The organism is Virgibacillus ndiopensis (assembly GCF_900187325.1).
GTDB lineage: Bacteria > Bacillota > Bacilli > Bacillales > Amphibacillaceae > Virgibacillus_E > Virgibacillus_E ndiopensis.
In genome coordinates this window covers 517033-543226 of the sequence record NZ_FZMZ01000006.1, presented here as the reverse complement: position 1 = coordinate 543226, position 26194 = coordinate 517033, and the positions used below count along the sequence as shown (strand labels likewise).

Below are 26194 nucleotides of genomic sequence, written 5' to 3'. Positions count from 1 at the left end.
ACAGCCAATGTGTATTGTTCGCTTCTATTAGTTAAACATATATACAATCGAATCCCCGACAACATAATAACCAATCTTCTTATAAATGCTGTTTGATGTTGGGTTTGCTTGATCAGTGTACAAACTGCAAAATTGGAATCCACTATCGAGTAGTTTTCGTGATAATGCAGCAACAGAACTTGTTGCATAGCCTTTTCGCTTATGTTCATCTGGAGTAAATACAGCATTTAGCGTGGCCCCATGCTTTGTTTTTCTTGAGCGATTTACCATGGAAACAGGTACACCATTCACTTCCCATAAATAGACAGAACGATTGTTGATAAAATCCGTTGCGATTTGTACCGCCTTTGATTCAGAGATGGTTTCGTTTGCTTCACTGCCAAATTGAACTAACCATTGTGTTAATAACGAATGATGGAACATTGTAGCTTCAACCAGGTTTCCATCAGAAATTGGTACATTATTGACATGATCTAATTGATAGATTAATTGTTCCATATGTACACCTGCATTCCTGTTAGTTAACTGTGTCCATTCCTCTACAAATGATTTTGCAAATCTAGTAGGACCTACTATACCGGGAACTTCCAGATTTTTTTTAAAGATAAAATTTGCAACTGCTTTAACAACATTATCAACTAAATAGTCAACATCAGCTAATATCCAATTATTTGGAGAAGTTCGCATAAACGCAAATATTACCTCATTATTATTTTCAACATACCCTAAATAATATTCTGCGGTGGTTTGTTCCCTATCTAATAACCTGTTCAGAAGACCTAACATTAAATTATTGCATGCTTCTTTTTTTAAAAGTAATGCTTCTACCTTTTCTGCAAAGACTTCCGGTTGCGAAACAAGTGTTATATGCATTTAGAGATCCCCTTTTTAATTGTTAATAATAACCTAATATTCTTTCTTGTAAAGAGGAAATCAGCTAAAATATAAATAGGAGTGATATATATGACAAAAAAAGAGATTGAAGCAAAGCTAGCGGAGCTTAAGTCCGATTATGTTCGAATCCAAGCGGACATGGAAAAATTAGTGTTGGTCGGTGGGAGAACATCAACAGCTGAAAAAAAACTCATCGAACTAGAGGAAGAAATTAAAAAAATGAATCATAAGCTAGATGAGCTTGACAAATAATAACAAAAGCGTAAGTGCAGGGTAGACGCATGGACTCTGTCTGATAATAAAATAGTGGAGACTGCAAAATATGCGGTCTCCACTGTTTTATTTCCCATTAGTATTCCGTCTGTTCTCTAATTTTGCTTGGATCTTTTTATCTTGTGGGGCCAGACTCACAACCGTATCTCCAGATTCAGGTGTCGACTTCATCTCTTCCGAATAAAAAATAATCTTACCTGATGGCTTTATAAAATAAAGGAGAACTGTTGTCTCATCTCGTTCATCAACGTAACGTCTGTAATTATATTGTTCTGTTATAGTTGTTTGCCTAAACACAAAACCCGATGAAATTTTTCTTGTTAAATCCTCTGATGATATTTCCTCACCGAATAATATTCGACCACCAATCTTGTCTACAATGTCATTTGTATCATCACTATCTACTTGTTCGTATGGACTTACTTTGTATACATTTGTTCGTCCGTACTCTGGCATAAATGTTGTACAAACAAGTGAATTGTATGAATGAAACTCCGTTGCTGCGATTAAATATTCATATGGAGTAGTGTCTAAATGATATTCGGTTTGTTCAGAAAGCATTTCTCCATGGTAAAATGGAATCCCAGCTTCACGTGCTTTACGTAACCTTTCCCATGAGCCATCAACGATGATAACGGGGGTTTTTGATTTTGCCAGTGATTTTGCCAACTCAACGGTAAATCCATTACTACCAATAATAATTGTTCCTGGTCTTCCTTCCATTGATAAATGAAGTTTCCTCGCCAACCAGCGGATGGAAAACCCATGGGCAACAACAGTAAAAAATACAAGCCCAAATGTTAAGGTTGTAATAATAGAAGCATCTTTATACCCTGCATCCGCTAATATTGCTGCAAAATAGCTAGATACAGTTAAGGCTACAATACCTCGTGGTGCAATCCATCCCACTAGAATTTTCTCATTTAATGATATGTCCGTGCCAATAGTTGATAGAAAAATCGATAACGGACGTACTGCAAACGTCATTAATATTACATACCCAATAATCTCTGGTTTAAATATTTGTAGAATAGTTTCTAAATTTAATGAAGCCGTTAGCATAATGAATATGGTGGATATCAGTAATATGGAAATATTTTCTTTGAAGTGACGCATGTCAGCGACAGAACTAATCCCCATATTAGCAAGTGTCATACCCATTGCAGTAACTGCCAATAAACCAGTTTCATGCATGACTTCATCTGCAATAGTAAAGCATGTAATAACAACTATAAATACTGCGGGTGATTTTAAAAACTCAGGAATGTTTCCAGTTTCAAACATCCACCCAATCCCCCGACCGCATGCCCAACCAAGAATAGCGGCAAAAATGGATGCTGCAAAGAACATGAGAAGCGCAGAACCGTCTGGATTAGTGGCTGTTAAATAAGCAATTATCTCGAAAGCAAAAACTGCAAGCAATGCTCCAATAGGGTCAACGATAATTCCTTCCCATTTTAAAATTTTTGCTGGTCGTGGCTTTAATTTGGACTGTCGTAGTAAAGGTAAAATAACAGTCGGACCAGTCACAATAAATAAACCACCAATTACAAATGCAACTGCCCAAGACAATCCTGCTATATAATGTGCTGTAAGCGATCCTAAGATCCAGGCTATAAACGCACCGAAAGTTGAAATACGGAACACTGGTCGTCCAAGACCTCGTAGTTCTTTAAAGTTTAAATTCAATGCACCTTCAAATAAGATAATCGCTACAGCAACAGTAATTATCGGTTTATATAAGTCTCCAAAGTCTTCCTCGGGATTCATCAAACCAAATATTGGTCCCATTAGTAAACCAGCTACAGACATAACAACAATAGCTGGCATACGATAACGCCATGATAACCACTGAGAACCGATCCCTAAAAAACCTATTAACATAATTTCAAATAAAAGTGATGGAAACATCTCATACCCCCAATTCCCTTCATAATATAAAGACATTTTATATTCATCTAGAACTAATGTAAACAATTTTAATCTTTAATTTAGAACAGGAACAATCCACTCTGTCACATAAATGTCAAAACTCTATGATTCGTTGCATTGACAAGCAATTGTTATTCTTGTACTATTAGTTTTGCTTCTAACCATGGAAAAAAATTATCATTTAAATTATCTGACAATATTGAAAATACAGCACACTGGAATCGCTTTCCAAATAGTAAAGCATATCTAAGCCAGGAGGACTTTCATCATGAATAAAGACACCTTTATTATAGGATTTATGTTATTTGCATTATTTTTTGGTGCAGGTAACTTAATATACCCACCTACTTTAGGGATCGACTCAGGTACCTCCTACTGGTTGGCAATCATTGGATTTGTCGTTACAGGAGTTGGATTACCGATACTAGCAGTAACTGCAATCTCATTTGTAAAAAATGATGCTCGTGAGTTAGCTGACAAAGTTCACCCTCTTTTTGGACTGATTTTTACATCTATCGTATATCTTGCTATCGGACCCTTTTTCGGAATACCGCGCGCAGCAACCGTTGCATACCAAATGAGTGTAGAGCCATTTACAACTAATACATCATCAAGCTTATTTATTTTTACAACGGTCTTTTTCCTATTCGTGTTTATCGTAAGTTTAAATCCGTCTAAAATGGTTGACCGAATTGGGCAATACCTTACACCAATTCTTTTACTTGCGATTGTTGCGTTAAGTGTTGGTGGATTTCTATTATTAGATAGCCCACTATCCCAGCCAACTGATAAATATTCAGATTCACCTCTTTTTACAGGTTTTGTTGAAGGCTATTTAACAATGGATGCCATAGCGGCGCTAGCATTTGGCATAATAGTTGTGAATGCATTTAAAGATCGCGGGGTCACAACACAACGAGAATTAGTGAAATCAACGTTAAAAGCCGGATTAATTACAGGTGTTGGCTTAGTAGGTGTTTATGGATCAATCGGTTGGATTGGCGCAAAAATGGCTACAAACGGTTCCTACAGTAACGGTGGTGACATTTTATCCAGTGCTGCCAACTTAATGTTCGGTAATTTTGGTACATTACTACTTGGTATCATCGTTACCCTAGCATGCTTTACGACATCAGTAGGCTTAATCGTGGCATGCGGACAGTTTTTCACAAAAATAACGAATTTTAATTATAAATGGATTATTCTTGTCGTTACAATTACGAGTTACTTAATAGCAAACCAAGGTCTAAATACCATTATTAGCTATTCCATACCAGTGCTTGTATTTATTTATCCAATAGCGATTGTACTCATATTGTTAACATTTACGCAAAAGTTATTTAATGGATCTAAAGCCGTTTTTCGTGGGGCAATTTTATTAACAGCAATAACTAGTTTATACGATGGGTTAGTTGCATTTGGGTTCAAACTTTCGACTATTACTCCTTACATGGAAATGCTGCCATTATTTCAACTTGGATTAGGCTGGGTTGTGCCTGCAATTATAGGTGGTCTAATCGGTTTTATATTTCGGGAAGAGTTGAATCCTAGGCTTTCAAATTAAAGCTGACATTTGTCAGCTTTTTTTATTTTTGCAGTAAAATTCCATTATTGAGCAACAAAATAATCTAAAATTCAATTTTTCAAAATCCACTTTTGAGCAGGCAAAAATATGTTAGGATTGTTGTAATAGAGGAGGATCGTCATGATTACGAAAGAAGAAGAAATACTACAAACTTATTTTGGCTATGAAACATTTCGTCCAGGACAAAAAGAGACAATCGACAACGTATTACAAACTAAAAATTCACTGGCGGTTATGCCAACTGGTGGCGGTAAGTCATTATGTTATCAAATCCCTGGTCTGTCACTTGACGGAACAGCAATTATTATTTCTCCATTAATATCATTAATGAAAGATCAGGTTGATGCCCTTAATTCCCTTGGTATTCCTGCCACATTTATAAATAGCTCCCTTTCCACAGCTGAACAACAAGAGCGCCTTCGCAACATGGAAGTACGAAGGTACAAATTTGTTTACGTTGCACCTGAACGATTTGAATCAGCACTGTTTATAAATGCCGTTAAACAAATTCCACTTGCATTAGTTGCATTTGATGAAGCACATTGTATTTCGCAATGGGGACATGATTTCAGACCAAGCTACAGATCGATCGTTCCTAACCTGAAACAGTTATCAAACATCCCTGTATTCATGGCGTTAACAGCAACTGCTACCGAAGAGGTTATTTCGGATATTCAATCATTATTACATATTGAAAATGAATGTGTTATCAATACTGGCTTTGAACGTGAAAACCTATCCTTTCATATTGTCAAGGGAAAGGATAAAGCAACCTACATTCGCTCCTTTTTGGAAGAACATAAAGACGAATCAGGCATCATTTACACTGCCACTCGAAAACAAGCGGATACATTGTATGAGCAGTTAACACGTAGAGGCGTTGCTGTAGCAAAATACCACGCAGGTCTTTCTGAGGACGAACGAAAGCTTGCACAAGCAGCATTTATACAAGAGGAGAAAACAGTGATGATCGCAACAAACGCATTTGGAATGGGAATTGACAAATCGAATGTTCGATATGTCATCCACTATTCAATGCCGATGACAATAGAATCATACTATCAGGAAGCAGGACGTGCAGGACGGGACGGTGAACCAAGTGACTGTATTCTATTATTTTCACCACAAGATGTTCAGCTACAGAAATTTTTAATTGAACAATCGCAAATGGACGACGATGCTAAACGTGCTGAGTATCGAAAATTACAAGCGATGATCAATTATTGTCATACACATAGCTGCTTAACATCGTTTATTTTAGAATACTTTAATGATATTCCTGAGGAGAAGGCTTGTGGACGATGTAGTAATTGCTTACATCGTCAGGAACGATCAGACATTACCGAAGAAGCACAAATGATATTGTCATGTGTTAAACGGATGGGTGAACGATTTGGTGTTGGTATGACCGCAAAGGTATTAAAAGGTTCGAACGATAAAAAGATTAATGAATTTGGATTAAATCGACTAACAACATACGGTATTTTAACTGCTTACACCGAAAAAGAATTAACAGAATGGATCCATTTTTTAGTTGCGGAAAAATTACTTGCAACCGAAGAGGGGCGCTTTCCAACTTTAAAGTTAAATCAAGAATCCGTTAAAGTTCTGAAAGGCCAGAAGAAAGTATGGATCTACACCGCGCCGATTCCAACTAGTGAAGAGGCAGATTACCATACAGACTTGTTTGGTATTCTGAGAGCATTACGAAAAAAATTAGCAGACGAGAAAAACGTTCCACCTTATGTGTTGTTCTCCGATGCAACGTTAAAAGAATTAAGCCGCTATTTTCCTGATTCAAAAGAAGACATGCTTTCAATCAAGGGGGTTGGTGAGAGAAAATATGAGCAATATGGTGAGGAATTTTTGAATGCAATAGTGGAATGGCGTTCAAATAATCCTGACGTAAAACCCAAAATACGAATTTCCGGTAATTCAATGAAGCTAAAGCCTGCGAGAAAGAATGATGATGAAGGTCCTAGCCATATTGTCAGCTATCAACTATTTCAATCTGGAAAATCAATTAAAGATATCTCGGTAATCCGAGGGTTATCACACGTTACAATTGAAGGTCATATCTTTAAAGCATTCAAGGATGGCTATCCGCTTGCATGGAATATCTTTTTTAATAGTAATGAGGAAGAAGCTGTCCTCGCAGCCCGCGCTGAGGTTGAAGAACCTAAGTTGAAACCATTGAGAGAGGCTTTGCCTGAGGATTATAGTTATACGAAGATAAAGGCTGTTTTGGTCAAGAATGGTTTGATGTGATTGAGTTATTTGTTTGTGGGTCAACGCGGTGATGTTCTCGCTCTCGGGATGATGTTCCGGCTCTCGGGATGATGTTCCGGCTCTCAGGACGATGTTCTCCGCTCAGGCTTCTAATTATCCATCCATCAAATTGTAAAGAAGAAAAATGCCATGCACTTATGTAAACAACGTGCATGGCATTTTTTACATCTTATTTATTTAATATCAAAAGCCCAAGTTCCATTACGGAATACCGCTTCTGTACTTCCATCTTCCTTAACACCATCAATATCTAGCTTTTCGGAACCAATCATGAAATCGACGTGTGTTAAGCTGTCATTAACGCCGTGCTTATCAAGCTCGTTTTCATCCATAGCAGCGCCACCCTCTAAATTAGTCGGATACGCTTTCCCTAGTGCGATATGGCATGATGCGTTTTCGTCAAATAATGTGTTGTAAAAAATTAAACCAGATTGAGATACTGGTGATTCGTGTGGTACTAGTGCCACTTCACCCAATCTTCGTGCACCTTCGTCAGTATCCAACAAATGCTTTAACGTATTTTCCCCTTGTTCTGCTTTAAAATCAACAACTTTTCCTTCTTTAAAAGTTAAGCTGAAATTATCGATCAAGCTACCACCATAGTTTAATGGTTTTGTACTCGAAACTGTACCATTAACGCCATATTTGTGTGGCATAGAGAATACTTCCTCTGTAGGCATATTTGGATTAAATGTAATCCCTTTTTCAGAAACTGCGGACCCACCTTTCCAGATATGCCCCTCAGGTAAATCCATTTCTAAATTTGTTCCAGGTGCTTTGAAGATTAGTTTTTTGTAGTTTTTCTTGTTTAGTAATTCACGGGCAGTCTTTAATGTTTCATTATGTGCATCCCACGCAGCAATTGGATCATCTTTATCAACACGGACAATTTTTACAATTGCATCCCATAGACTTGCAACGGCATCTTCTTTCGATTTATCAGGGAAGATTTTTTGTGCCCAGTCTCCAGTTGGAATGGAAATAATTGACCATGTAATACGATCATTCATTGTATATTGGCGAAAATTTTTCATTGCTTCTGCTGCAGCTTTGTTCGCTTTTGCAACACGGGATGGATCTATATCCTTTAGCAAATCCGGATTTGTTGAGCGAATATTTAATACCGCTGCACCATCTTCTGCAAATGAATCATGCAATTTCACTTTCCACTCTGGGTAATCAGCAATCACTTCATCTGGTGCATTTTCATATTTCAATAAGGTTAATTCATCATCAACCCAATTAATATGTACATCTTTAGCGCCTAATTCATATGCTTTACGAACGACTATTTTAGTGAAATCAGCGCCTTCAATAGGTGCGTTAATCATTAGAGCTTGATTTTTTTGTAGGTTAACACCTGTTTTCAATGCTAATTCTGCATATTTCTCCTGTGTTCGATGGTCTACCATACTTCTACCTCCAGTTTTGTAATCAAAAAATATTTCGTATACCGTTATTATTTCATAAAATTAATAAATAGCCAAATAATTTTTACAATTGTGTAACAAAATAGTTAACACATGGATTACCTTCCAATTTATATTACTATTTTACGCCATTGACATGTTATGTTATGATTGTATTAGGTTACTTTTCGTAATTACTATATCTAGAGAGAGGTGGTCTTCATGAAAGAATTGTGTCCGCGTTTTGAAAGTGCTATGCAACTAATGAGCAAACGTTGGGTTGGGCTTATTTTATTTGAGCTTCTAAACGGTACTAAACGTTTCTCAGAAATGGAAGCAGGCCTACCAATCAGCGGAAGATTACTCTCTGATAGACTGAAAATGTTAGAAAAAGAAGGAATTGTTGAACGGAATATTTACTCTGAGTTTCCGGTTCGAATTGAATATTCGTTATCAGAAAAAGGTAAAGCTCTAGAACCAGTCATTAAAGAAATCCAAAATTGGGCAGAAGACTGGATCTCATTAGACGATATTGAAGAACAAAAAGTGTAATCTGGGAGACTGTTAATTAACAGCCTCCTTTTTTAGTACTTTTGTTTCATAAAATTCAACATACAATAAGCGGCTACGCGACTGGTCATATTTCGAAAATCAATGGTTGGATCGATTTCTACAATATCCATTGCCTGGACCTTTTCGTTCTGTGCTGCAAGATTGATTCCATCAAGCAATGTTTTACTGTCCATTCCACCTGGACCAATCGCCGGACAGCCAGGAGCAAATGCCTGATCCAAGACATCGATATCGACTGATAAATAGATAGCATCAACACCAGCTCCTAATCGTGTTATTTCCTTTTCCACTATATGCTTTATCGTAAATTGCCAGACATCGTCCATTGTATAAACTGTAACACCTTTGTTTAAGGCATAATCATGATACTCCTTCGCATTGGTAAAATCACGTATCCCTATTTGCACTAGATGGTCACCTTTAATAACACCCTCTTCTAACAACCTGCGAAACGGTGTACCATTCGTTGGTCCACCATCTTCGGTATTTCGTAAATCATGGTGGGCGTCAAATTGAATAACACCAATTTTTCCGTATTGCTCCTGGAATGCTTTAATCGAAGCATGGCTTATCGAATGATCGCCACCTAAAATCATCCACCATTTTGCAGCTTCTGTTATAAATGCATCATGTAATCCTTCATAAGCACGTTGCTGATTACCACTAACATCAGTTGGATCCATGTAAATATCACCAAAGTCCATGATGTGATCAGTAAACTCGAATCCCGCTTCAGCCGAATAAGTCGTATAGCTTTGAAGAGCGGAACGTATTGCATCCGGAGCGAACGATGCCCCTGAATGACTGATTGAAGGCTTTGATAAAGGAACACCAGCAATTGCAAATTCACCGGTCGTTCCCTCCTCCCATGGCTGTAACAGTTCCTTTACTTTTATAGTATGCCGATCCTTAAAAATCGCCTTTCCAGCAGGTTTAAAATGACGTAATGCTGTCATATTGAATCTCCTGCCTTTCATGTAAAACTCCTCCGTTTTTGATAACCGTGTTTACATGATTAACCCCGTAGTGATATGGGATGTACATATAATTTGGCGCATCCCAGATGACAACATCGGCTTTACGACCTGTGGCAATTGTCCCTGCATCGTTACCTCTTCCAATCGCATGTGCCGCGTTAACCGTTACCGCGTGCCATATTTCTGCTGGAGACAGCTTTAGTTTTAATGCGGCAATTGACATGATTAATTGCAGGTTTTCGGTTACCGAGCTTCCCGGGTTAAAGTCAGTAGAAATCGCAACAGCCGCGCCTTGATCAATTATTTCACGTGCTGGAGCATACGAATCTTTTCCTAAATAAAAGCTTGTTCCCGGCAAAATGACGCCAATCGTGTTGGATGCTGCCAATTGCTTAATTCCTTCAACTGATATAACCGCTAAGTGATCTCCACTAATTGCGCCCATTTCCACAGCAAGCTCTGTCCCACCCAAAGGATCAATTTCATCAGCATGAATTTTAACGCCAAAGCCATATTCTTTTGCCTTTTGTAGATAGCGTCTTGATTGTTCAACCGAAAATACACCAGTTTCTGTAAAAATATCAACGAAATCAGCTAAGTTATTTTCTTTAATTTCAGCAAACAGGTCACTCATTAATTCCAAAAATGCCTCTGGATCCTCTCTATATTCAGGTGGTATTGCGTGTGCTCCTAAAAAGGTCGACACAATATCTAATGGGTGCTTTACGTTCGCTTCTTTTACTACGTTTAATTGTTTTAGTTCAGTTTCTTTATCTAATCCGTAACCGCTTTTTGCCTCTACCGTAGTAATTCCATACATTGCCATTCGATCTAAATGGAACAATGCTTTTTGTAGAAGTTTCTCACATGATGCCTGTTTTGTTGCATTAACTGTCGATAAAATTCCGCCACCTTGTTTTAAAATCTCTAAATAAGGTACACCTTGTTGCTTTAATGCCATTTCCGTTTCACGTGATCCACCGAAAACTAAATGTGTATGTGGTTCGACAAGTCCTGGAGTAACAAGTTTTCCCTTAGCATCGATTGTTCTCTCGGCAAAGGCATTGGATGCTTCGTCAGTTGAACCAATCCAGTCAATTTTGCCATCCTTGATCGCAACTGCCGCACCCTCCATAACGGGTAAATCATTCATTTCTTTTCCTTTTACGGGACCACTTTTATCCATTGTTAGTAATTGACCAATATTTGTTATAAGTAGATCGACCTGCACATCTAAAACCTCCTATTTTTCCATTGGAATGTGAATATCATGTTCATCAGCAAAATCTATTGCTTTTTCATACCCTGCATCAGCGTGGCGGATAACTCCCATCCCGGGGTCTGTGGTCAGTACACGTTCCAATCGCTCTTTCGCCAAATCAGTACCATCTGCGACAGCGACCATACCTGCATGAAGCGAATACCCCATGCCGACACCGCCACCATGATGGAACGAAATCCATGATCCACCAGCAGCCGTATTAATCAATGCATTCAGAATAGCCCAGTCAGCTACCGCATCACTGCCGTCCTTCATTCCTTCTGTTTCCCTGTTTGGTGAAGCAACCGAGCCACAGTCTAAGTGATCACGGCCGATTACAATAGGTGCCTTCAATTCACCATTTTTAACTAACTCATTGATGGCAAGCCCCATTTTTACCCGTTCCCCGTAACCTAACCAGCAAATACGAGAGGGTAACCCTTGAAACGCTATCTGCTCCTGAGCCATATCAATCCAACGATTTAGTGCCTCGTTTGCTGGGAAAAGTTCTTTGATTAACTGGTCTGTTCGATAAATATCTTCTGGATCACCAGAAAGTGCTGCCCAGCGGAATGGACCTTTCCCTTCACAAAACAGCGGACGAATATAGGCTGGAACAAACCCAGGGAAATCAAATGCATTTTCTACACCTTCATTTTTGGCTACCTGTCGAATGTTGTTTCCATAATCGAACACAATGGAACCCCTGCTCTGATAGGCAAGCATTGCTTCTACATGTTTCGCCATGCTCTTTTGGGACAGTTTTGTATATGCTTCGGAATCGTTTTTACGTAAATTAGACGCCGCTTCTACACTATAACCTACTGGAACGTAACCATTTAATGGATCATGGGCAGACGTTTGATCTGTAACAATATCAATTTCGATGTTACAGCTAAGTAGTTCAAGATGGATTGCAGCGGCATTTCCTAAGAGAGCTATTGACAATGCTTTCCCATTTTTCTTTGCGTCATTTGCTAGTTCAATAGCTTCATCAATACTGTCGGTCATTACATCACAGTACTTTGTTTTTATCCTCTTTTCGATACGGTTTTTATCAACTTCTACTGCAATAACAACCCCTTCATTCATTGTTACTGCAAGCGGTTGTGCACCACCCATACCACCAAGTCCCGCTGTCAATGTGATCGTATGACGCAATGTTCCATTGAAATGCTTTTTTGCAAGCGCAGAGAAAGTTTCATAGGTTCCTTGTAAGATTCCCTGTGTACCAATATAAATCCAGCTTCCGGCTGTCATTTGGCCATACATCATTAATCCTTTTTGATCAAGTTCATGAAAGTGTTCCCAATTTGCCCATTCAGGAACGAGATTTGAGTTAGCCAATAGTACTCTTGGGGCGTGTTTATGTGTTTTAAATACACCAACAGGCTTTCCGGATTGTACGAGCATTGTTTCATCATTTTCCAAGTTTCGTAATGTATTGACAATCGCATCGAACGCTTCCCAATTACGAGCGGCCTTGCCAATGCCACCGTAAACGACAAGCTCTTCCGGATTTTCTGCAACTTCTGAATCTAGATTGTTGTATAGCATCCGTAACGCAGCTTCTTGTTCCCAACCTTTACACTCTAACTCCAACCCTTTTTTCGCCTGAACCTTAACCTTATTCATGAAAAACTCCCCCTTTGACATAATTTCGTTCCACACAGCTAACCGCTGTATCCTTTAACCAATCTGATAACCTTTCAATATCTGTCGAAAATACACGATCCTTTGTAATCGAAGGAACGATATTTCGTGCTTTTTCATAAAAATTCCTAGTCCGTGTTGCCATGCTTCCTATACCGCGAAATTCGACAGCCTCCATCGCACAAATAAGCTCAATCGCAACAACTCGACGAGTATTTGTGAGCATTTGTAGCGCGTGTCTTGCAGCAATTGTACCCATACTCACATGGTCCTCTTGATTTGCCGATGATGGGATGGAATCAACACTTGCCGGATGGGCTAATGTCTTATTTTCGGAAACCAGTGAAGCTGCACTATATTGCATAATCATTGCACCTGATTCTAACCCAGGATTTGGACTTAAAAATGCTGGCAAATCGTTAAGCTGTGGATTAACTAGTCGTTCAATACGGCGTTCTGCCATATTTGCAGTTTCAGCGATTCCTAGTTTGATAAAGTCCATTGCAAATGCAATTGGTTGGCCGTGAAAATTCCCACCTGAAATCACTTTGTTATCTTCAGAGAAAATTAATGGATTATCTGTAACGGCATTAATCTCTGTTAACAATTTTTCCTTTGCATAATGAACCGTTTGCCATGATGCCCCCAATACCTGTGGGATGCATCGTAAGGAATAGGCATCTTGAACACGTAATTCTCCCTGTTTTGTAATTAGCCTACTATCGGATAAAATAGTGCGAATCCGCTCAGCTACATCGATTTGTTCCTGATGACCACGCACCTTATGCAAATCGGCATCGAATGCATCAATGATTCCCTGTAACCCTTCCAACGTCATCGCTGCAATCAGCTCGCTTTGGTATAGTAATTTTTCTACTTCTAAATAGATAACGACACCAACAGCAGTCATCGCCTGTGTACCATTGATTAAAGCAAGTCCTTCCTTTGCCTTCAACTTTAGTGGAGCAATACCTGCTTCAGCTAGTGCAACGGAAGCATCCAATCGCGTACCATTATAAAAAACTTCCCCCTCACCTAATAAAGCCAAAGTAAGATGGGATAACGGTGCAAGGTCCCCACTTGCACCTAACGATCCTTGTTCAGGAATCACTGGATGAATGGACGCATTGACAAGGGCCACAAGTTGCTGAATCAATGCTGGCCTCACTCCTGAAAAGCCTCGTGATAAAGCATTAGCGCGTAACAACAGCATGGTACGACTAATTTCCTCTGAAAAAGGCACTCCAACACCACAGGCATGGGAGTGAATCAGATTGAGTTGTAATTCTTCTAAATCCTCTTCTGCAACCACAACATCGCTGAACTTTCCAAAACCAGTGTTTATGCCATACATTGTTTTTTTGGCATTAATCAAATCTTCTACTGTTTGCCTGTTATATTTAATCTTATGAATAGAATCATGTGCAATTGCTACTTTTTCTTTTCCAAAAACAACTCGTCTAACTTCATCTAAGGTCAATGTTTTACCGGTTAACGTTATCACCTGTTACACCTCCATAGTACCGCTTTATCATAATAAAGCGAACAAAGTAAAAGAGGCTTGGTTACAGAACCAAGCCTCTTCGTGAAAATTTATTTTTTGTTACATGTTGATGGAATTTATACAACATATGAACACCTCAGAAATTAGAATATTCTTATATATAATTGTAAGTGTTTCATTAAATAGTTTCAAGAAAAATTTAAATAGCAAAAATTCTTGACAAGTTAATCATTGTTTCTCATGATAGTAGTATTGTTAAGTAATTTTATCGCTAAAGGAAGTGTAAATATTGTCACAATCATTAACAGACATGGACAATATTCAAAATAAATTAAGTGCGGACTGTGAAAATTGTTTTGGTTTGTGCTGTGTGGCTTTGCCATATGCTAAATCTGCTGATTTTGCATTGAATAAAGATGGCGGTACTCCCTGCCCAAATTTGCAATCAGACTACCGCTGTGGCATTCATAAAGATCTTAGAGAAAAAGGATTTCGAGGTTGTGCTGTATATGAATGTTTTGGGGCAGGCCAGAAAGTATCTCAAGTCACTTATGATGGGAACGATTGGCGTAATGACAAAGCGTTAGCGAAGGAAATGTTTAATGTATTTCCTATTATGCAACAGCTTCATGAGATGCTTTATTTTTTGTACGAAGCACTGCATTTAGAACATACTGATTCGATTCATGAAGATTTACAGATTGCTATAGAAGAAACGGAAAATCTCACTAATCTAAGCCCAAAATCTATTTTAGACATTAATGTTTCTGAACATAGAGCTAGTGTTAATACTTTACTTTTACAAACAAGCGAGTTAGTTCGGGCGACCATTCCAAATAAGGAAACTAAAATTGATAGAAAAAGTAACCTGTTTGGCGCAAATTTGATAGGTGCTGATCTTAGAGGAGCTAACTTGAGAGGTGCTATTCTAATCGCGGCCGACCTCAGCAATACAGATATGAGAGAAACAGATCTTATCGGTGCTGACTTTAGGGATGCTAATATATGCGGTGCCAATCTCGAAGGAAGTATCTTTCTAACGCAAGCACAGGTTAACGCTGCGAATGGCGATGCTCACACAATATTACCCCCTGCTTTAAGGATTCCGGACCATTGGTATTAAGAACTACGTCTAAGAAAAAGGGACAATCTAAAAGCTAACAAACAACAATTTGCGTAAATGTTGGAAATAATCCCTCACTGGCTGGCTAAAGCACATGGGGGATTATTTATTTTACTTCATCCCACAATATCCAATTCCTGTCTAACATGCTCCAGCAAACAATCCACAAACCTTGAGCACTTAGCAATATCCTCTAACTGTGGTCTTAATTCCACTTTCATCGTAACTGCTAAATTTGTATGCACATATAACATATCACGGAACAAATCGACCGCACCGCAAAAGTATGGGAAAAAGCTGTCACCTGTACCAAATACAGCAGTAGTTATATGTGTTGTATCCACCACTTCAATTTGTTTAAAAAGATCCATCATTTCTTTAGGGATTATTCCATTTCCCCAAGTATAAGTTCCGATTGCAATGGCGTCATATTCTAGAATGCTATCCAACGGAAATTGGTTCACTGGGAAAAAGTCTACATCTATTGAACGAGCTATAAAGCTTTGTTGAACTAACTCAGCCAATTCCTTTGTATTACCTGTCACCGAAGTATACACAATTGCAATTCGCATCATTTCACCTACAATTCCTCAAACCCATTTGACTGGGTTACTTTTGAATAAGTCCGAGCTTTTTGTTCAAAGAAATCGGATTTGGTTTCATTGATCATTTCATCACTGAATACGTGAATCCATGGCATCGGATTATTTCTTTCTTCATACAGATTTTTCAATCCTAGCTGGCGTAAGCGCTTGTTAGCAAGATATTCCACATATTGCTCAAATTCAACTAAATCAATTCCTTCAATATCAGCTAAAATATAATGTGCCCATTCCTTCTCCAGTTCCGTTGCCTTCGCAATGGTTTGATAAATATAATTGATATTTTCGTCTGTATTGAGCTCTTTATTCTCTGACAGCAAAATCCGAATAAATTGCGTCACGAAATATGTATGCTGCATCTCATCACGCTGAATATAACTAATCATTGTACTTGTTTTGAGCATTTTTTGCTGGCGTGCTAAGTTATAAAAGAAGGCAAATCCCGCATAAAAATAGATTCCTTCAAGATTAATAGAGTTAACTCCTAGTTTAAATATATTTTCAGGTGTTGGATTATTTCTAAAATCATCATAGCTGCTTAATATTAACTTGTTTCTTTTTAAAACAATTGGATCGCTTTTTGCCTGGTTAAATCGCTCATTTTGCTCGCGTAAAGGTACTAACGAGCTTAAAATATACGAATACGATTCATTATGCACTGCCTCCTGCTGGGAAATCACTGCAAAAATTGCTTTAAAACTGGAATCAGAAACATAATCCATCACTTGATTCATTGTCGGAGTTTGCAGACTATCCAAAAGAGCCAGCTGTGTATTTATTCGTAAAAACACATCCTTTTCAGTTTCACTCAGCAAGTCCCATTGTTTGATGTCGTCTTGCATATTGATTTCTTGTGCTTTCCAAAAATTTGATAGCAATGCTTGATACAAATCATACATTTGCGGATAAGCAATATCATTCCAATTTAGTAGTCCAGAAGATTTTCCGTTAATGAGTCCCGTTGATTTATTAGGATATTCCGGGTTTAGTAAATTAATCCTTGTTATTGGTTCATTCGTTATCACTTGTATACCTCCTCAAAAAATTTAACTATGACATGCTTCACATTCTTCGATTTCTGATTGTGATGTACTTCTTACATAATAAGTCGTTTTTAACCCATGACTCCACGCCTCTAGGTGCAGGTTTAACAAATCTCTTGCTTTAATATCATGACGAACATATAAATTAAAACTGATTGCCTGATCTACATGATGCTGACGGGCAGCATTTTGCCTAATACTCCATACTTGATCTAACTCATGTCTTGAGCGACGGTAGTAATTATACGTAATATGATCTAAATCAGGTGCAGTGACTTTAAATTTAAAATTCTTCTTTTCTTCCGCGTATTCAACTGCATAGATAGGATCAATTCCGTCTGTTGAAGCCCCAATTTTTGCTGTAGATGAATTAGGTGCGACAGCCATTAACCAGCCGTTTCGAATTCCATGTTCAGCGACATCATTTCGAAGATCCTTCCAGCGCTCAGTTTCGTATCCTTTTCGTTCAAAATATGCTCCCGTCTGCCATTCAGAACCTAGAAATTCACTGTACATTCCTTTTTCCTTAGCGAGTTCCATTGAAGATTTAATCGCGTAATATGCTATGTCCTCGTATAATTTGTCAGCAAATTCTACTGCTTGATCCGATTCCCAATAGATCCCTTCTTGGGCTAAGAGATGATGCCAGCCAAATGTCCCCAAACCAACTGCTCGATACTTTTTATTCGTTATTTGGGCTTGTCCCACTTTTATCGTGTTTAAATCAATTACATTGTCAAGCATTCTCATTTGAATAGGAATTAACCGCTCCAACGCTTCAGCTTCTATCGCTTTCGGAAGATTAATCGATGATAAATTACAAACGACGAAATCACCGGGTTTTCGAATGATAACAATATTCCCCTGTTCATCCTGATATTCCTTCGCAATCGTTGTCGCAGACATGTTCTGCATAATCTCCGTACACAAATTACTACAATATATGGAGGTAAGTCCTCTACCTCGAACATGCTTGTTAGGATTTTGACGATTGGCTTCATCTCGGTAAAACATATACGGTGTTCCAGTCTCTAATTGTGCAACCATAATCCTCGCCATAATATCCATCGCACGATACGTTTTTCTTGGTAAAAGCGGATGGTTAACAGCTTCTTCGTACTTTTCAGTGAAATAGTTATCACCTATTTCATCGTAATAATCCTCGAGTCCAAGAGGGGTACCGTTTTTGTCCTTCCATCCCATCATTTGTTTAACCTGATGTGGACAAAAAGTATGCCACTCACCAATACTTCGACCATTTTCGTCGACCTCTTGCAGTTTTTTCATAAATAGATCCGGAATGGCTACACCTGTGAAAATATCATGTGCCTTACGTCGCTCATCTCCATTATTTGTTTTCAAATCAAGAAATCCGTTCATAATGTCTTTATGAAAAACATCCAAATAAATAGCTACTGCTCCTTGTCGTTGTCCCAGCTGATCAACACTAACTGCAGTGTCATTCAGAAGTCGAATCCAAGGTACAACACCCGACGAATTACCCTTGAATTTTTTTATGTCCGATCCAAGTGCACGTACCTTACCGTAATAAACACCAATTCCGCCGCCATCCTTGCTCAGTCTAGCAATGTCCCAGTTGTTCAAATAAATGCCGTCAAGTGAATCATCGACAGTATCGATAAAGCAAGACGAGAGCTGACCAAAGCTTTTCCCAGCGTTAGCGAGCGTTGGTGTTGCCACTGTCATGTATAAATTGCTCAGTGCCCAGTATGCTTCTTTTACTAATTCCAACCGCTTTTCTTTTGGCTCATTTTTCATTAATGTCATTGCTATAATCATGAATCGTTCCTGTGGAAGCTCATATATATTACGATCATGATCTTTTGTTATGTACCGATCCGCAAGCAGGAAAAGGCCAATATAATTAAACAGATGATCACGTTCAGGGTTAATTTCCTTTTCTAGTACGTTGATTTCATCTTTTGAATAAATACTTCGTAAATCAGCTGCATATATTCCTTTGTCTGAAAGCGTATTAATTAATTCATAAAAACCACCATATTTTATTTCAGGTCTATATCCACGATTATCAGCAGCCATTTGATACAACTCATTCAAATACATGCGTGCTGCTACAAAAGTCCAAGCAGGTTCATCCATTGCGATATTGTTGAGTGCATAGAATAAGGCTTGTTGGTTAGCCTCCTCCTTCGTTGAATTGGATTGTTTGATTTGTTGAATGATGCTCGTTGCATCTAGTTGATATTTTTTCGCAACAACAGCAATGTTCTCTAATACATCGTTCATTTCTGGATAAGTTTGTGTATTCAATTTATTTTCCTCCCTGTTTTCACGGAATTTAAAAAATCCACCCAATAAATTGAGTGGATGAAACGACAGCACGAATAAATGTGGGAAACCTATTCCACGGCACCATCATCTCATCTTCTCAATCCCCGAAGAAGCTGAAATTACTTAAAAGTAGATAGGTCTCCTGACTTATGCCCTACTCTGAGCCCTTCCCATATACATGTATATAGTGGTCATTTGCTCATTTCGTTAGCATTTACAGTTGCGGGGGCAGTTCTGGAATTTCACCAGATTCCCTATTAAGCCTATTGGCGTCTACATTCAAAGTTTATACTATATGTAGTTTTATCGACATTATATTACACAAGATATTGTATATTTTGTGTAATTTCAATACTAAATGAAATTCTTTGTTTTGGCAAGGGAAGAATTTTTTAGATGAAAATTTGACGGTGGAAATAAAGCTAGAATACCAATTATCACCCGTGTGTTTGAGTTTTAACAACCATTATATTAAAAAGTGGCTGGGATAAAAGTATTTTAGTCAAAGAAAAATCCGAACTAATGAATCTTCAATTAGAATTTGTATTAGTTCGGATATTTCTTTATGGGTATTCGTAATCCTTGCTAATTGTCAGTAAAATGTGACGTAAATGATTTAATAATTAAGTCTAGTTCTCATTCACCGTCCGGGGTCGCTGCGGGCTAGTGTAGCGGTGTAATAAGGTTACCTATCCTAGATAATGGTTATTATACTTGAAACCAGTACCACTAGCTTTTTTGTGCTTAATATTCCCACTTTAATAACCATGTAAATTAAGCATATATTTTCTACTAGCCAGCACGTATGCACGGAGACTCCTGGGGGAGATGAGGCATCGGTGAGACCCCGGAGTGCGTAGCACGAGGAGGCTCATCAGCCGACCTAAGGATCGCGGAGTGTATACGGGCTGCGGGATTAATGAACTACTTAAAATGCTTAATTTACATCGTAGCTTATATCAACTACGTATTAAGATCCTACCGTTGAAAAAGTAACCTTCTAAACTTCCTATCCTGTAATCGTTCGTCTTTTGAGCCAAACGTTTTAGTTATGTCCCAGCCTCTCTCTTATTTATTTCTCAACATGTTTTGCATTTTCACGGTCCCAGAACTCAACGCCAGTGTCATCTTCTAATACATCACGATAAAAGACTGGATCCTTTCCTTCTTTCCGCTGTCGTTGATAATCCTTTAAGACACGTGCTGCAATTTTATACAGCCTTGTAATAGCGTAAAGGTTGATTAAAGCCATAATTGCCATTGTTAAATCGGCTAATGCCCAGACTAAATCAAATGTTGCGATTGCACCAAAAATGACCATCGCAAGTACTGCAAGTCGATAAATAAACAGACCGAGTTTACTATTTTTAATATATTCGATGTTATTTTCGCCGTAGTAATAGTTTCCTAAAATGGAACTGTAAGCGAATAAGAATATTGCAACTGCGATAAAGATTGAAGCCCATCCACCCACATGAAATTCAAATGCGTTTTGCGTTAACTGAATCCCATCGAGCTTACTACCTTCGTACCCACCAGCAGTAACAATAATGAATGCTGTTGCACTACAGATTAGGATCGTATCAAAAAATACTCCCAATGCCTGAATTAAGCCTTGTTTAGCTGGATGTGTTACCTCAGCCGTTGCTGCTGCATTTGGTGCACTACCCATACCGGCCTCGTTAGAGAACAAACCACGCTTAATTCCCATCATGATTGCTGCACCAAATCCACCACCTGCTATTTCACGAATACCAAATGCATTTTGGAAGATAAGCGAAATCAAATCAGGAATTGCAGTGATGTTTGCGATTAAAACATAGATTGCAATTAAAATATAAAGAATTGCCATAATCGGTACAATGATTTGCGTTACATTTGCGATACTTTTTAGACCGCCAAAGATAACAATTGCAGTTAAAAGTACTAAAATAATTGCCATGTAATTTTTATTAAAATCAAATTCCCCTGCAAAAGCCAAGCTAATCGTGTTCGATTGTACGGAATTAAAAACAAGTCCATACGTAAACGTGATTGTAATTGCAAAAATAATACCTAACCAGCGTTTCCCAAGACCCTTTTCCATATAATATGCGGGTCCTCCACGATATTGGTTTTTTTCAGGAACTTTATAAACCTGCGCTAATGTACTTTCAATAAATGCTGTTGCAGAGCCTAATAGAGCAATAATCCACATCCAAAAGACCGCGCCCGGTCCACCCATTGCTACTGCTGATGCAACACCTGCAAGGTTTCCTGTCCCTACACGTGAAGCAGCGCTAATAGCAAATGCCTGAAATGAAGATGTTCCCTTTTTTCCTTCTGCACTAATTGTACGTTTGTCAAATAGAACGCGAAACATTTCTGGTAAGTATCTGAACTGCACAAACCCTGTTTTAATGGTGAACCATAATCCTAATGCAATTAAGACAATAATTAGAACATAGGTCCACAATACATCATTAACTTCACCTACCATTTTTTCAATAAACTCCATGCTATATTCTCCCTTCATTTATGAAACCTTCGCAAGAAAAAAAGTGTAATATCTTTACCTTTCCCTCATAGTAAAAAAAGAAAACTAAAATAAAAGAAGCCCAAACAATGTGGCTCCTTATACTATTTCACATTATTTCATTTTAACTTATCCCGCAATTGCGGACAAATAATTAATAATTCTTACTTTTATTCCACGGGTAATCTGTTCCAAAGCTTCTTGCAATTTCCTTTGAATGCTGACGGCGTTCTTTTCGTCTACGGGCACGATCTGGTGCTTGCTTATTCAATTGTTTTTCCTGTTCTGTTTCCGGATAAACATCTGGAACTGGGACAGGTTTACCATCATCATCAATGGCAACGAATGTGAGAAATGCCGTCGTACAAACCCTGCGTTCACCAGTTAACAGATTTTCTGTCACCGCCTTTACAAATACTTCCATTGATGTATTGTGGGTCCATGTCACAAACGCTTCCACACATATCGAATCTCCTTCCTTTACTGGTGATAGGAAATCGACAGAATCTGTGGAAGCAGTAACAACGGGCAATCTAGCATGACGTACCGCAGCAATCGCAGCTACATCATCAATATGCGCCATTAATTTCCCACCAAAAAGGGTTCCGTGATTATTTGTATCTGGTGGTAATACATGTGATGTTTTAACAGCAAGTGAATTTGAACATGTTTTCTTTTCCATACATTTTTCCTCCTATGTGAAATTCGATTATAATATTGGTGAGAGTAATCGCGATATCGATTCTTTAAAGCGTATGCCTACCGAACGTTTCTCATATAATTTTTTCGTCATTTGTGTTGACAAACTAATATCGTGCATAAAAGCATTCACTAGCTTTTCAGCAACTGAAATGTCATACAAAAATGCATTCACCTCAAAATTAAGACGGAAGCTACGTACATCAATATTTGCAGTTCCTACAGAAGCAATTTTACCATCAACAATAATTGTTTTTGAATGCAGAAACCCATTTTGATAAATATATACCTCTGCACCCGCTTGTAGCAAGTCACCTATATAGGACAATGTTGCCCAATAGACAAACGGATGATCCGGCTTGTTAGGAATCATAATCTTTATATTCACCCCAGATAACGCGGCTATTCTTAATGCATCACGAAGACTTTCATCTGGTATAAAATACGGTGTCTGAATATAGACATATTGCTTTGCTGACATAATCATTTTGATATAACCATTTTTAATTTGTTCCCAGTCTGAATCCGGACCACTTGATACGATTTGAATACCAACATCACCCGTTGGTACCGCAGCATAATATCTGTCCTCATATAAAATATCATTTCGTGATGCCTGGTTCCAATCTAAAATAAAACGTGTTTGCATATTTTTTACAGCGTCACCGTTTACACGAATATGAGTGTCACGCCAATAGCCCATTTTTTTATTTTTCCCTAAGTATTCATCACCAATGTTAAACCCGCCAATATAACCAATACGTCCATCTATAATTGCTAGCTTACGGTGATTTCGATGATTAATTTTAAAATTGATCTTTGGAATCTTCGGGGGAAAAAATGCTTCCACCTGTGCTCCAGCATGGCGTAACCGTTTAATGAACTTTCTTTTGAGTGTTCTTGATCCCATATCATCATATAGAACACGAACCTCGACACCTTCATTCGCTTTCTTAACTAATACATCACATATTTGCTGCCCCAATTGATCGTAACGAATAATGTAATACAGTAAGTGAATGTGATTAGTCGCTTTTTCTAAATCCTGAATTAATGCTGTGAATTTCTCTTTTCCGTCGGTATATAATTCTACTTTGTTATCTTGTGTAAAAATGGCATCATTATTTCGTAAATGTAAAAAATATAAATCCTTATATGCAGCAATCTCATTATGCTTAAATGCAAAACGATTTTTTTCTAACGCCCGCATCTGTGCTTGAACAGACTTTTTTACTCCAAGTCTGCTTTTAGTATCCCAAGTAAAAATTCTTCGTTTACTTAGTTTTTTTCCAAAAATTAGATAGAGAAAGAAACCGGCGATTGGTACAAACAACAATACCATTAGCCATGCCCACGTTGAGGTAGCATCCTTACGCTCAAGGAATATAATTGTAAGAGCAAGTGCAATATTAAATATTATAATAAATCCTAATAAATAGGGAACAAAAACCATAAAAAGACACTCCTTCCCAGAAGCACAAACAATTAATCCATTACTTATTAATATATCATATAATTTCCCAATTCGAGTTGCCTTAAATGTATATTGTATACTAGTACTAGTAAAAAACAAGAGGTGTGAATCGATGAAGAAAAAAGGCCATGCATTCGTGATCGGTGGAACAGGGATGCTCAAAAAGGTAAGTCAATTTCTTGCCGATAGCAATTACAATGTTTCTGTTATTGGTAGAAGTTTAAAAAAGCATCAAGAGTTGAAAAAGACATGTAAACATCCAGAAAATATTCATGCTATTGTATTGGATTACCATGAAAATGAAAAATTAAAAATGGAAGTAGAAAATGCATTGCAAACATACGGATGCCCAAGCATCGTTGTAAGCTGGATCCATTCAACAGCTTCAAATGCCTTACCTTTAATTATAAGGCAAATCAGCAAGCAATATTCTAATTTTCCATGGAGATTGTTTCATATACAAGGTAGTTCTTCCTATTACTTTCAAAAAGAAAACACGTCTGTGCCAGACAATTGCCAGTACAAACGTGTATATTTAGGATTTGTCTTAGAAAAAGAATTTTCCAGATGGCTTACCCTCGAAGAAATTGCTAACGGTGTCATTCATGCTATTAAAACAAATAACGATAAAACCATTGTCGGTACTCTTGAGCCATGGGACAGAAGACCTTAATATAACTTTATCCAGTAGTTATTTACTAACAGCTTTTACATTAATTTTATTTAACGCTTGTTCTAAGTCATTCCAAATATCTTCCCACGCTTCAAGACCTGTAGATAATCGGATGAGTTGATCGGTAACACCCATTTCTAAGCGAGATCCTTCTGGAACGACAGCGTGTGTCATGGTGGCTGGATGTTGTATCAATGTTTCAGCATCTCCAAGACTGACAGCAATTTTGACGAATGACAATGCATTCAACATCGCCTGGGCATCTTCTTTAGTCCCTTTAATTTCAAAAGAAATTAGACCACCACCTCGCTTCATTTGTTTTTCACGGATATAGTAATCTGGATGGTCAGTATCGTTTGGGTAATAAACCTTGGTTACATTAGGATGGTTCCGTAATTTTTCGTATATATTTTCTGCATTATCACAGTGGCGATCAAGTCGTATTGGTAATGTTTTCAATCCTCTAATCAATAGCCATGCATCAAACGGTGAAATGATTCCGCCAATGTCTTTTTGTGTTGTCATCTGAACAGAATCTAAGAAATCCTTTTTCCCAACAACCAGCCCTGCGACGACATCTCCGTGGCCGCCGATATATTTTGTTGCACTATGAATCACCACGTCACAACCTAATTCTAGCGGTCGTTGTAAATAAGGTGAAGAAAACGTATTATCAACAACAACTGGTATATTAAATTCACTAGCAACCTCCGAGACCATTTGCAAGTCGATTAATTTCATCGTTGGATTAATTGGCGTTTCCACATAAATACACGTTGTTTCTGGTTTGATCAATGAGCGAACCGCTTCTTTTGAATCCATCGATGAAAAGTCATGGGTAATATTATATTTCTCTTGCATCATCGTTAGCAATCCAAACGTACAACCATATAGACCTGAGGAACATAAAATGTGATCATGTGCCTTAGTTAATGCAATCAAAACAGCAGAAACCGCTGCCATTCCGGACCCAAAAGCAAGACCACGCTCTCCATTTTCAAGTGCCGCAATTCGCTCTTCCAATACGTTGACGGTCGGATTCCCTAAACGAGAATAAATATATCCTTCCTCTTCCCCCGCAAACCTCCGTTCACCTTGTTCAGCAGTGTCGAATGTGTATGTTGATGTTTGAAATAAAGGTGTTGCTAAACTCCCCAACATATCTTTGGCATCATAACCGTCATGAATAACTGATGTTTCAAAATGCTCATGTTTTTTTGACATCCCATTCTCCCCTTTTTAAACTTATATCATTTTATCTTAATCTACTTCTATCATAGTGTATAATACCTCAATTTGAAAGCGTTTTCCGCAATATGTGCATAGGCAGGTTTATTGCTTTTTTTTACAGTTACTTCTAAAATTGTTTTACTTTGAATGAAAATCGTTACTAGATTGAGAG

The 26194-nt window shown here is 38.0% G+C and carries 20 protein-coding genes and 1 riboswitch; of the genes, 6 read left to right on the top strand and 14 right to left on the bottom strand.

Annotated features, from left to right (window positions below):
- Positions 1 to 27: 27 nt before the first annotated feature.
- The gene (locus CS937_RS15245) at positions 28 to 873 is read right to left on the bottom strand and encodes a GNAT family N-acetyltransferase (RefSeq protein WP_099159330.1); all 846 of its coding nucleotides are present in this window, start codon (positions 871 to 873) and stop codon (positions 28 to 30) included.
- A gap of 90 nt (positions 874 to 963) precedes the next feature.
- Between CS937_RS15245 and CS937_RS15240 the strand changes: the two genes are divergently transcribed.
- Complete coding sequence (locus tag CS937_RS15240; protein WP_099159329.1) at positions 964 to 1146, top strand: SE1832 family protein; 183 nt, start codon at positions 964 to 966, stop codon at positions 1144 to 1146.
- Positions 1147 to 1233: 87 nt separating this feature from the next.
- Here CS937_RS15240 and CS937_RS15235 read toward each other — a convergent pair whose 3' ends face one another.
- Positions 1234 to 3078, bottom strand: coding sequence for a cation:proton antiporter (locus CS937_RS15235; RefSeq protein WP_099159328.1), 1845 nt, complete (start codon positions 3076 to 3078; stop codon positions 1234 to 1236).
- A gap of 289 nt (positions 3079 to 3367) precedes the next feature.
- On the opposite strand from CS937_RS15235, the gene brnQ reads away from it, so the two are divergent.
- Both brnQ and recQ read left to right on the top strand, forming a co-directional pair.
- A complete protein-coding gene (gene brnQ / locus CS937_RS15230) occupies positions 3368 to 4663 on the top strand; it encodes a branched-chain amino acid transport system II carrier protein (protein ID WP_176555854.1) in 1296 nt (431 codons plus the stop codon).
- 141 nt (positions 4664 to 4804) lie between these two features.
- Entirely contained in the window at positions 4805 to 6952 is a 2148-nt protein-coding gene (gene recQ / locus CS937_RS15225; protein WP_099159326.1) for a DNA helicase RecQ, read from the top strand.
- A gap of 194 nt (positions 6953 to 7146) precedes the next feature.
- On the opposite strand, the gene CS937_RS15220 is transcribed toward recQ, so the two are convergent.
- Entirely contained in the window at positions 7147 to 8385 is a 1239-nt protein-coding gene (locus CS937_RS15220; RefSeq protein WP_099159325.1) for an aminopeptidase, read from the bottom strand.
- Positions 8386 to 8604: 219 nt separating this feature from the next.
- Between CS937_RS15220 and CS937_RS15215 the strand changes: the two genes are divergently transcribed.
- Complete coding sequence (locus CS937_RS15215) at positions 8605 to 8934, top strand: winged helix-turn-helix transcriptional regulator (protein WP_099159324.1); 330 nt, start codon at positions 8605 to 8607, stop codon at positions 8932 to 8934.
- A 32-nt stretch (positions 8935 to 8966) separates the two neighbouring features.
- Here CS937_RS15215 and hutG read toward each other — a convergent pair whose 3' ends face one another.
- From hutG to hutH, 4 genes are read right to left on the bottom strand one after another with little or no spacing between them, the layout of a single operon-like run.
- Complete coding sequence (hutG, locus tag CS937_RS15210) at positions 8967 to 9911, bottom strand: formimidoylglutamase (protein WP_099159323.1); 945 nt, start codon at positions 9909 to 9911, stop codon at positions 8967 to 8969.
- Positions 9889 to 11118, bottom strand: coding sequence for an imidazolonepropionase (hutI, locus tag CS937_RS15205; protein ID WP_218012849.1), 1230 nt, complete (start codon positions 11116 to 11118; stop codon positions 9889 to 9891). Before hutI ends, hutG begins: the two co-directional genes overlap by 23 nt.
- Positions 11119 to 11175: 57 nt before the next feature.
- Positions 11176 to 12828 (bottom strand): urocanate hydratase, encoded by a 1653-nt coding sequence (gene hutU, locus CS937_RS15200; RefSeq protein WP_099159321.1) that lies wholly within the window; start codon positions 12826 to 12828, stop codon positions 11176 to 11178.
- Positions 12821 to 14350 carry a histidine ammonia-lyase gene (hutH, locus tag CS937_RS15195; protein ID WP_099159320.1) on the bottom strand — a complete coding sequence of 510 codons (1530 nt, stop codon included), beginning with the start codon at positions 14348 to 14350 and terminating at the stop codon, positions 12821 to 12823. Before hutH ends, hutU begins: the two co-directional genes overlap by 8 nt.
- Positions 14351 to 14639: 289 nt before the next feature.
- Between hutH and CS937_RS15190 the strand changes: the two genes are divergently transcribed.
- Positions 14640 to 15473: a pentapeptide repeat-containing protein gene (locus CS937_RS15190; RefSeq protein ID WP_245835763.1), complete on the top strand. Its 834-nt coding sequence runs from the start codon at positions 14640 to 14642 to the stop codon at positions 15471 to 15473.
- 116 nt (positions 15474 to 15589) lie between these two features.
- Here the strand turns inward: CS937_RS15190 and CS937_RS15185 are convergent, their stop codons facing one another.
- The 6 genes from CS937_RS15185 to cls form a co-directional block, all read right to left on the bottom strand.
- Complete coding sequence (locus CS937_RS15185) at positions 15590 to 16045, bottom strand: flavodoxin domain-containing protein (protein ID WP_099159319.1); 456 nt, start codon at positions 16043 to 16045, stop codon at positions 15590 to 15592.
- Positions 16046 to 16053: 8 nt separating this feature from the next.
- A complete protein-coding gene (locus CS937_RS15180; RefSeq protein WP_425445484.1) occupies positions 16054 to 17097 on the bottom strand; it encodes a ribonucleotide-diphosphate reductase subunit beta in 1044 nt (347 codons plus the stop codon).
- 24 nt (positions 17098 to 17121) lie between these two features.
- Positions 17122 to 19386, bottom strand: coding sequence for a ribonucleoside-diphosphate reductase subunit alpha (locus CS937_RS15175; RefSeq protein ID WP_099160082.1), 2265 nt, complete (start codon positions 19384 to 19386; stop codon positions 17122 to 17124).
- Positions 19387 to 19546: 160 nt separating this feature from the next.
- A riboswitch (cobalamin riboswitch) is annotated at positions 19547 to 19723 on the bottom strand.
- A gap of 780 nt (positions 19724 to 20503) precedes the next feature.
- Entirely contained in the window at positions 20504 to 21928 is a 1425-nt protein-coding gene (locus CS937_RS15170) for an alanine/glycine:cation symporter family protein (protein WP_099159317.1), read from the bottom strand.
- A 172-nt stretch (positions 21929 to 22100) separates the two neighbouring features.
- Positions 22101 to 22628 (bottom strand): acyl-CoA thioesterase, encoded by a 528-nt coding sequence (locus tag CS937_RS15165; protein WP_099159316.1) that lies wholly within the window; start codon positions 22626 to 22628, stop codon positions 22101 to 22103.
- Positions 22629 to 22655: 27 nt separating this feature from the next.
- On the bottom strand, positions 22656 to 24098 hold the full coding sequence (gene cls / locus CS937_RS15160) for a cardiolipin synthase (RefSeq protein ID WP_099159315.1): 1443 nt from the start codon (positions 24096 to 24098) through the stop codon (positions 22656 to 22658).
- Between the two features lie 133 nt (positions 24099 to 24231).
- Here cls and CS937_RS15155 point away from each other — a divergent pair, with 133 nt between their 5' ends.
- Positions 24232 to 24792, top strand: coding sequence for a Rossmann-fold NAD(P)-binding domain-containing protein (locus CS937_RS15155; protein ID WP_099159314.1), 561 nt, complete (start codon positions 24232 to 24234; stop codon positions 24790 to 24792).
- Between the two features lie 18 nt (positions 24793 to 24810).
- Here CS937_RS15155 and megL read toward each other — a convergent pair whose 3' ends face one another.
- A complete protein-coding gene (gene megL / locus CS937_RS15150) occupies positions 24811 to 26016 on the bottom strand; it encodes a methionine gamma-lyase (protein WP_099159313.1) in 1206 nt (401 codons plus the stop codon).
- Between the last annotated feature and the right edge of the window lie 178 nt (positions 26017 to 26194).

Bases quoted from the DNA above. Each gene is read 5' to 3' on its own strand.
- CS937_RS15235 (WP_099159328.1), bottom strand. From the start codon at position 3,078: ATGTTTCCATCACTTTTATTTGAAATTATGTTAATAGGTTTTTTAGGG.
- CS937_RS15155 (WP_099159314.1), top strand. From the start codon at position 24,232: ATGAAGAAAAAAGGCCATGCATTCGTGATCGGTGGAACAGGGATGCTC.
- CS937_RS15185 (WP_099159319.1), bottom strand. From the start codon at position 16,045: ATGCGAATTGCAATTGTGTATACTTCGGTGACAGGTAATACAAAGGAA.
- CS937_RS15240 (WP_099159329.1), top strand. From the start codon at position 964: ATGACAAAAAAAGAGATTGAAGCAAAGCTAGCGGAGCTTAAGTCCGAT.
- brnQ (WP_176555854.1), top strand. From the start codon at position 3,368: ATGAATAAAGACACCTTTATTATAGGATTTATGTTATTTGCATTATTT.
- hutU (WP_099159321.1), bottom strand. From the start codon at position 12,828: ATGAATAAGGTTAAGGTTCAGGCGAAAAAAGGGTTGGAGTTAGAGTGT.
- CS937_RS15165 (WP_099159316.1), bottom strand. From the start codon at position 22,628: ATGGAAAAGAAAACATGTTCAAATTCACTTGCTGTTAAAACATCACAT.
- hutG (WP_099159323.1), bottom strand. From the start codon at position 9,911: ATGACAGCATTACGTCATTTTAAACCTGCTGGAAAGGCGATTTTTAAG.
- hutI (WP_218012849.1), bottom strand. From the start codon at position 11,118: ATGGATAAAAGTGGTCCCGTAAAAGGAAAAGAAATGAATGATTTACCC.
- CS937_RS15215 (WP_099159324.1), top strand. From the start codon at position 8,605: ATGAAAGAATTGTGTCCGCGTTTTGAAAGTGCTATGCAACTAATGAGC.
- CS937_RS15175 (WP_099160082.1), bottom strand. From the start codon at position 19,386: ATGAACGATGTATTAGAGAACATTGCTGTTGTTGCGAAAAAATATCAA.
- recQ (WP_099159326.1), top strand. From the start codon at position 4,805: ATGATTACGAAAGAAGAAGAAATACTACAAACTTATTTTGGCTATGAA.
- CS937_RS15245 (WP_099159330.1), bottom strand. From the start codon at position 873: ATGCATATAACACTTGTTTCGCAACCGGAAGTCTTTGCAGAAAAGGTA.
- CS937_RS15220 (WP_099159325.1), bottom strand. From the start codon at position 8,385: ATGGTAGACCATCGAACACAGGAGAAATATGCAGAATTAGCATTGAAA.
- cls (WP_099159315.1), bottom strand. From the start codon at position 24,098: ATGGTTTTTGTTCCCTATTTATTAGGATTTATTATAATATTTAATATT.
- megL (WP_099159313.1), bottom strand. From the start codon at position 26,016: ATGTCAAAAAAACATGAGCATTTTGAAACATCAGTTATTCATGACGGT.
- CS937_RS15170 (WP_099159317.1), bottom strand. From the start codon at position 21,928: ATGGAGTTTATTGAAAAAATGGTAGGTGAAGTTAATGATGTATTGTGG.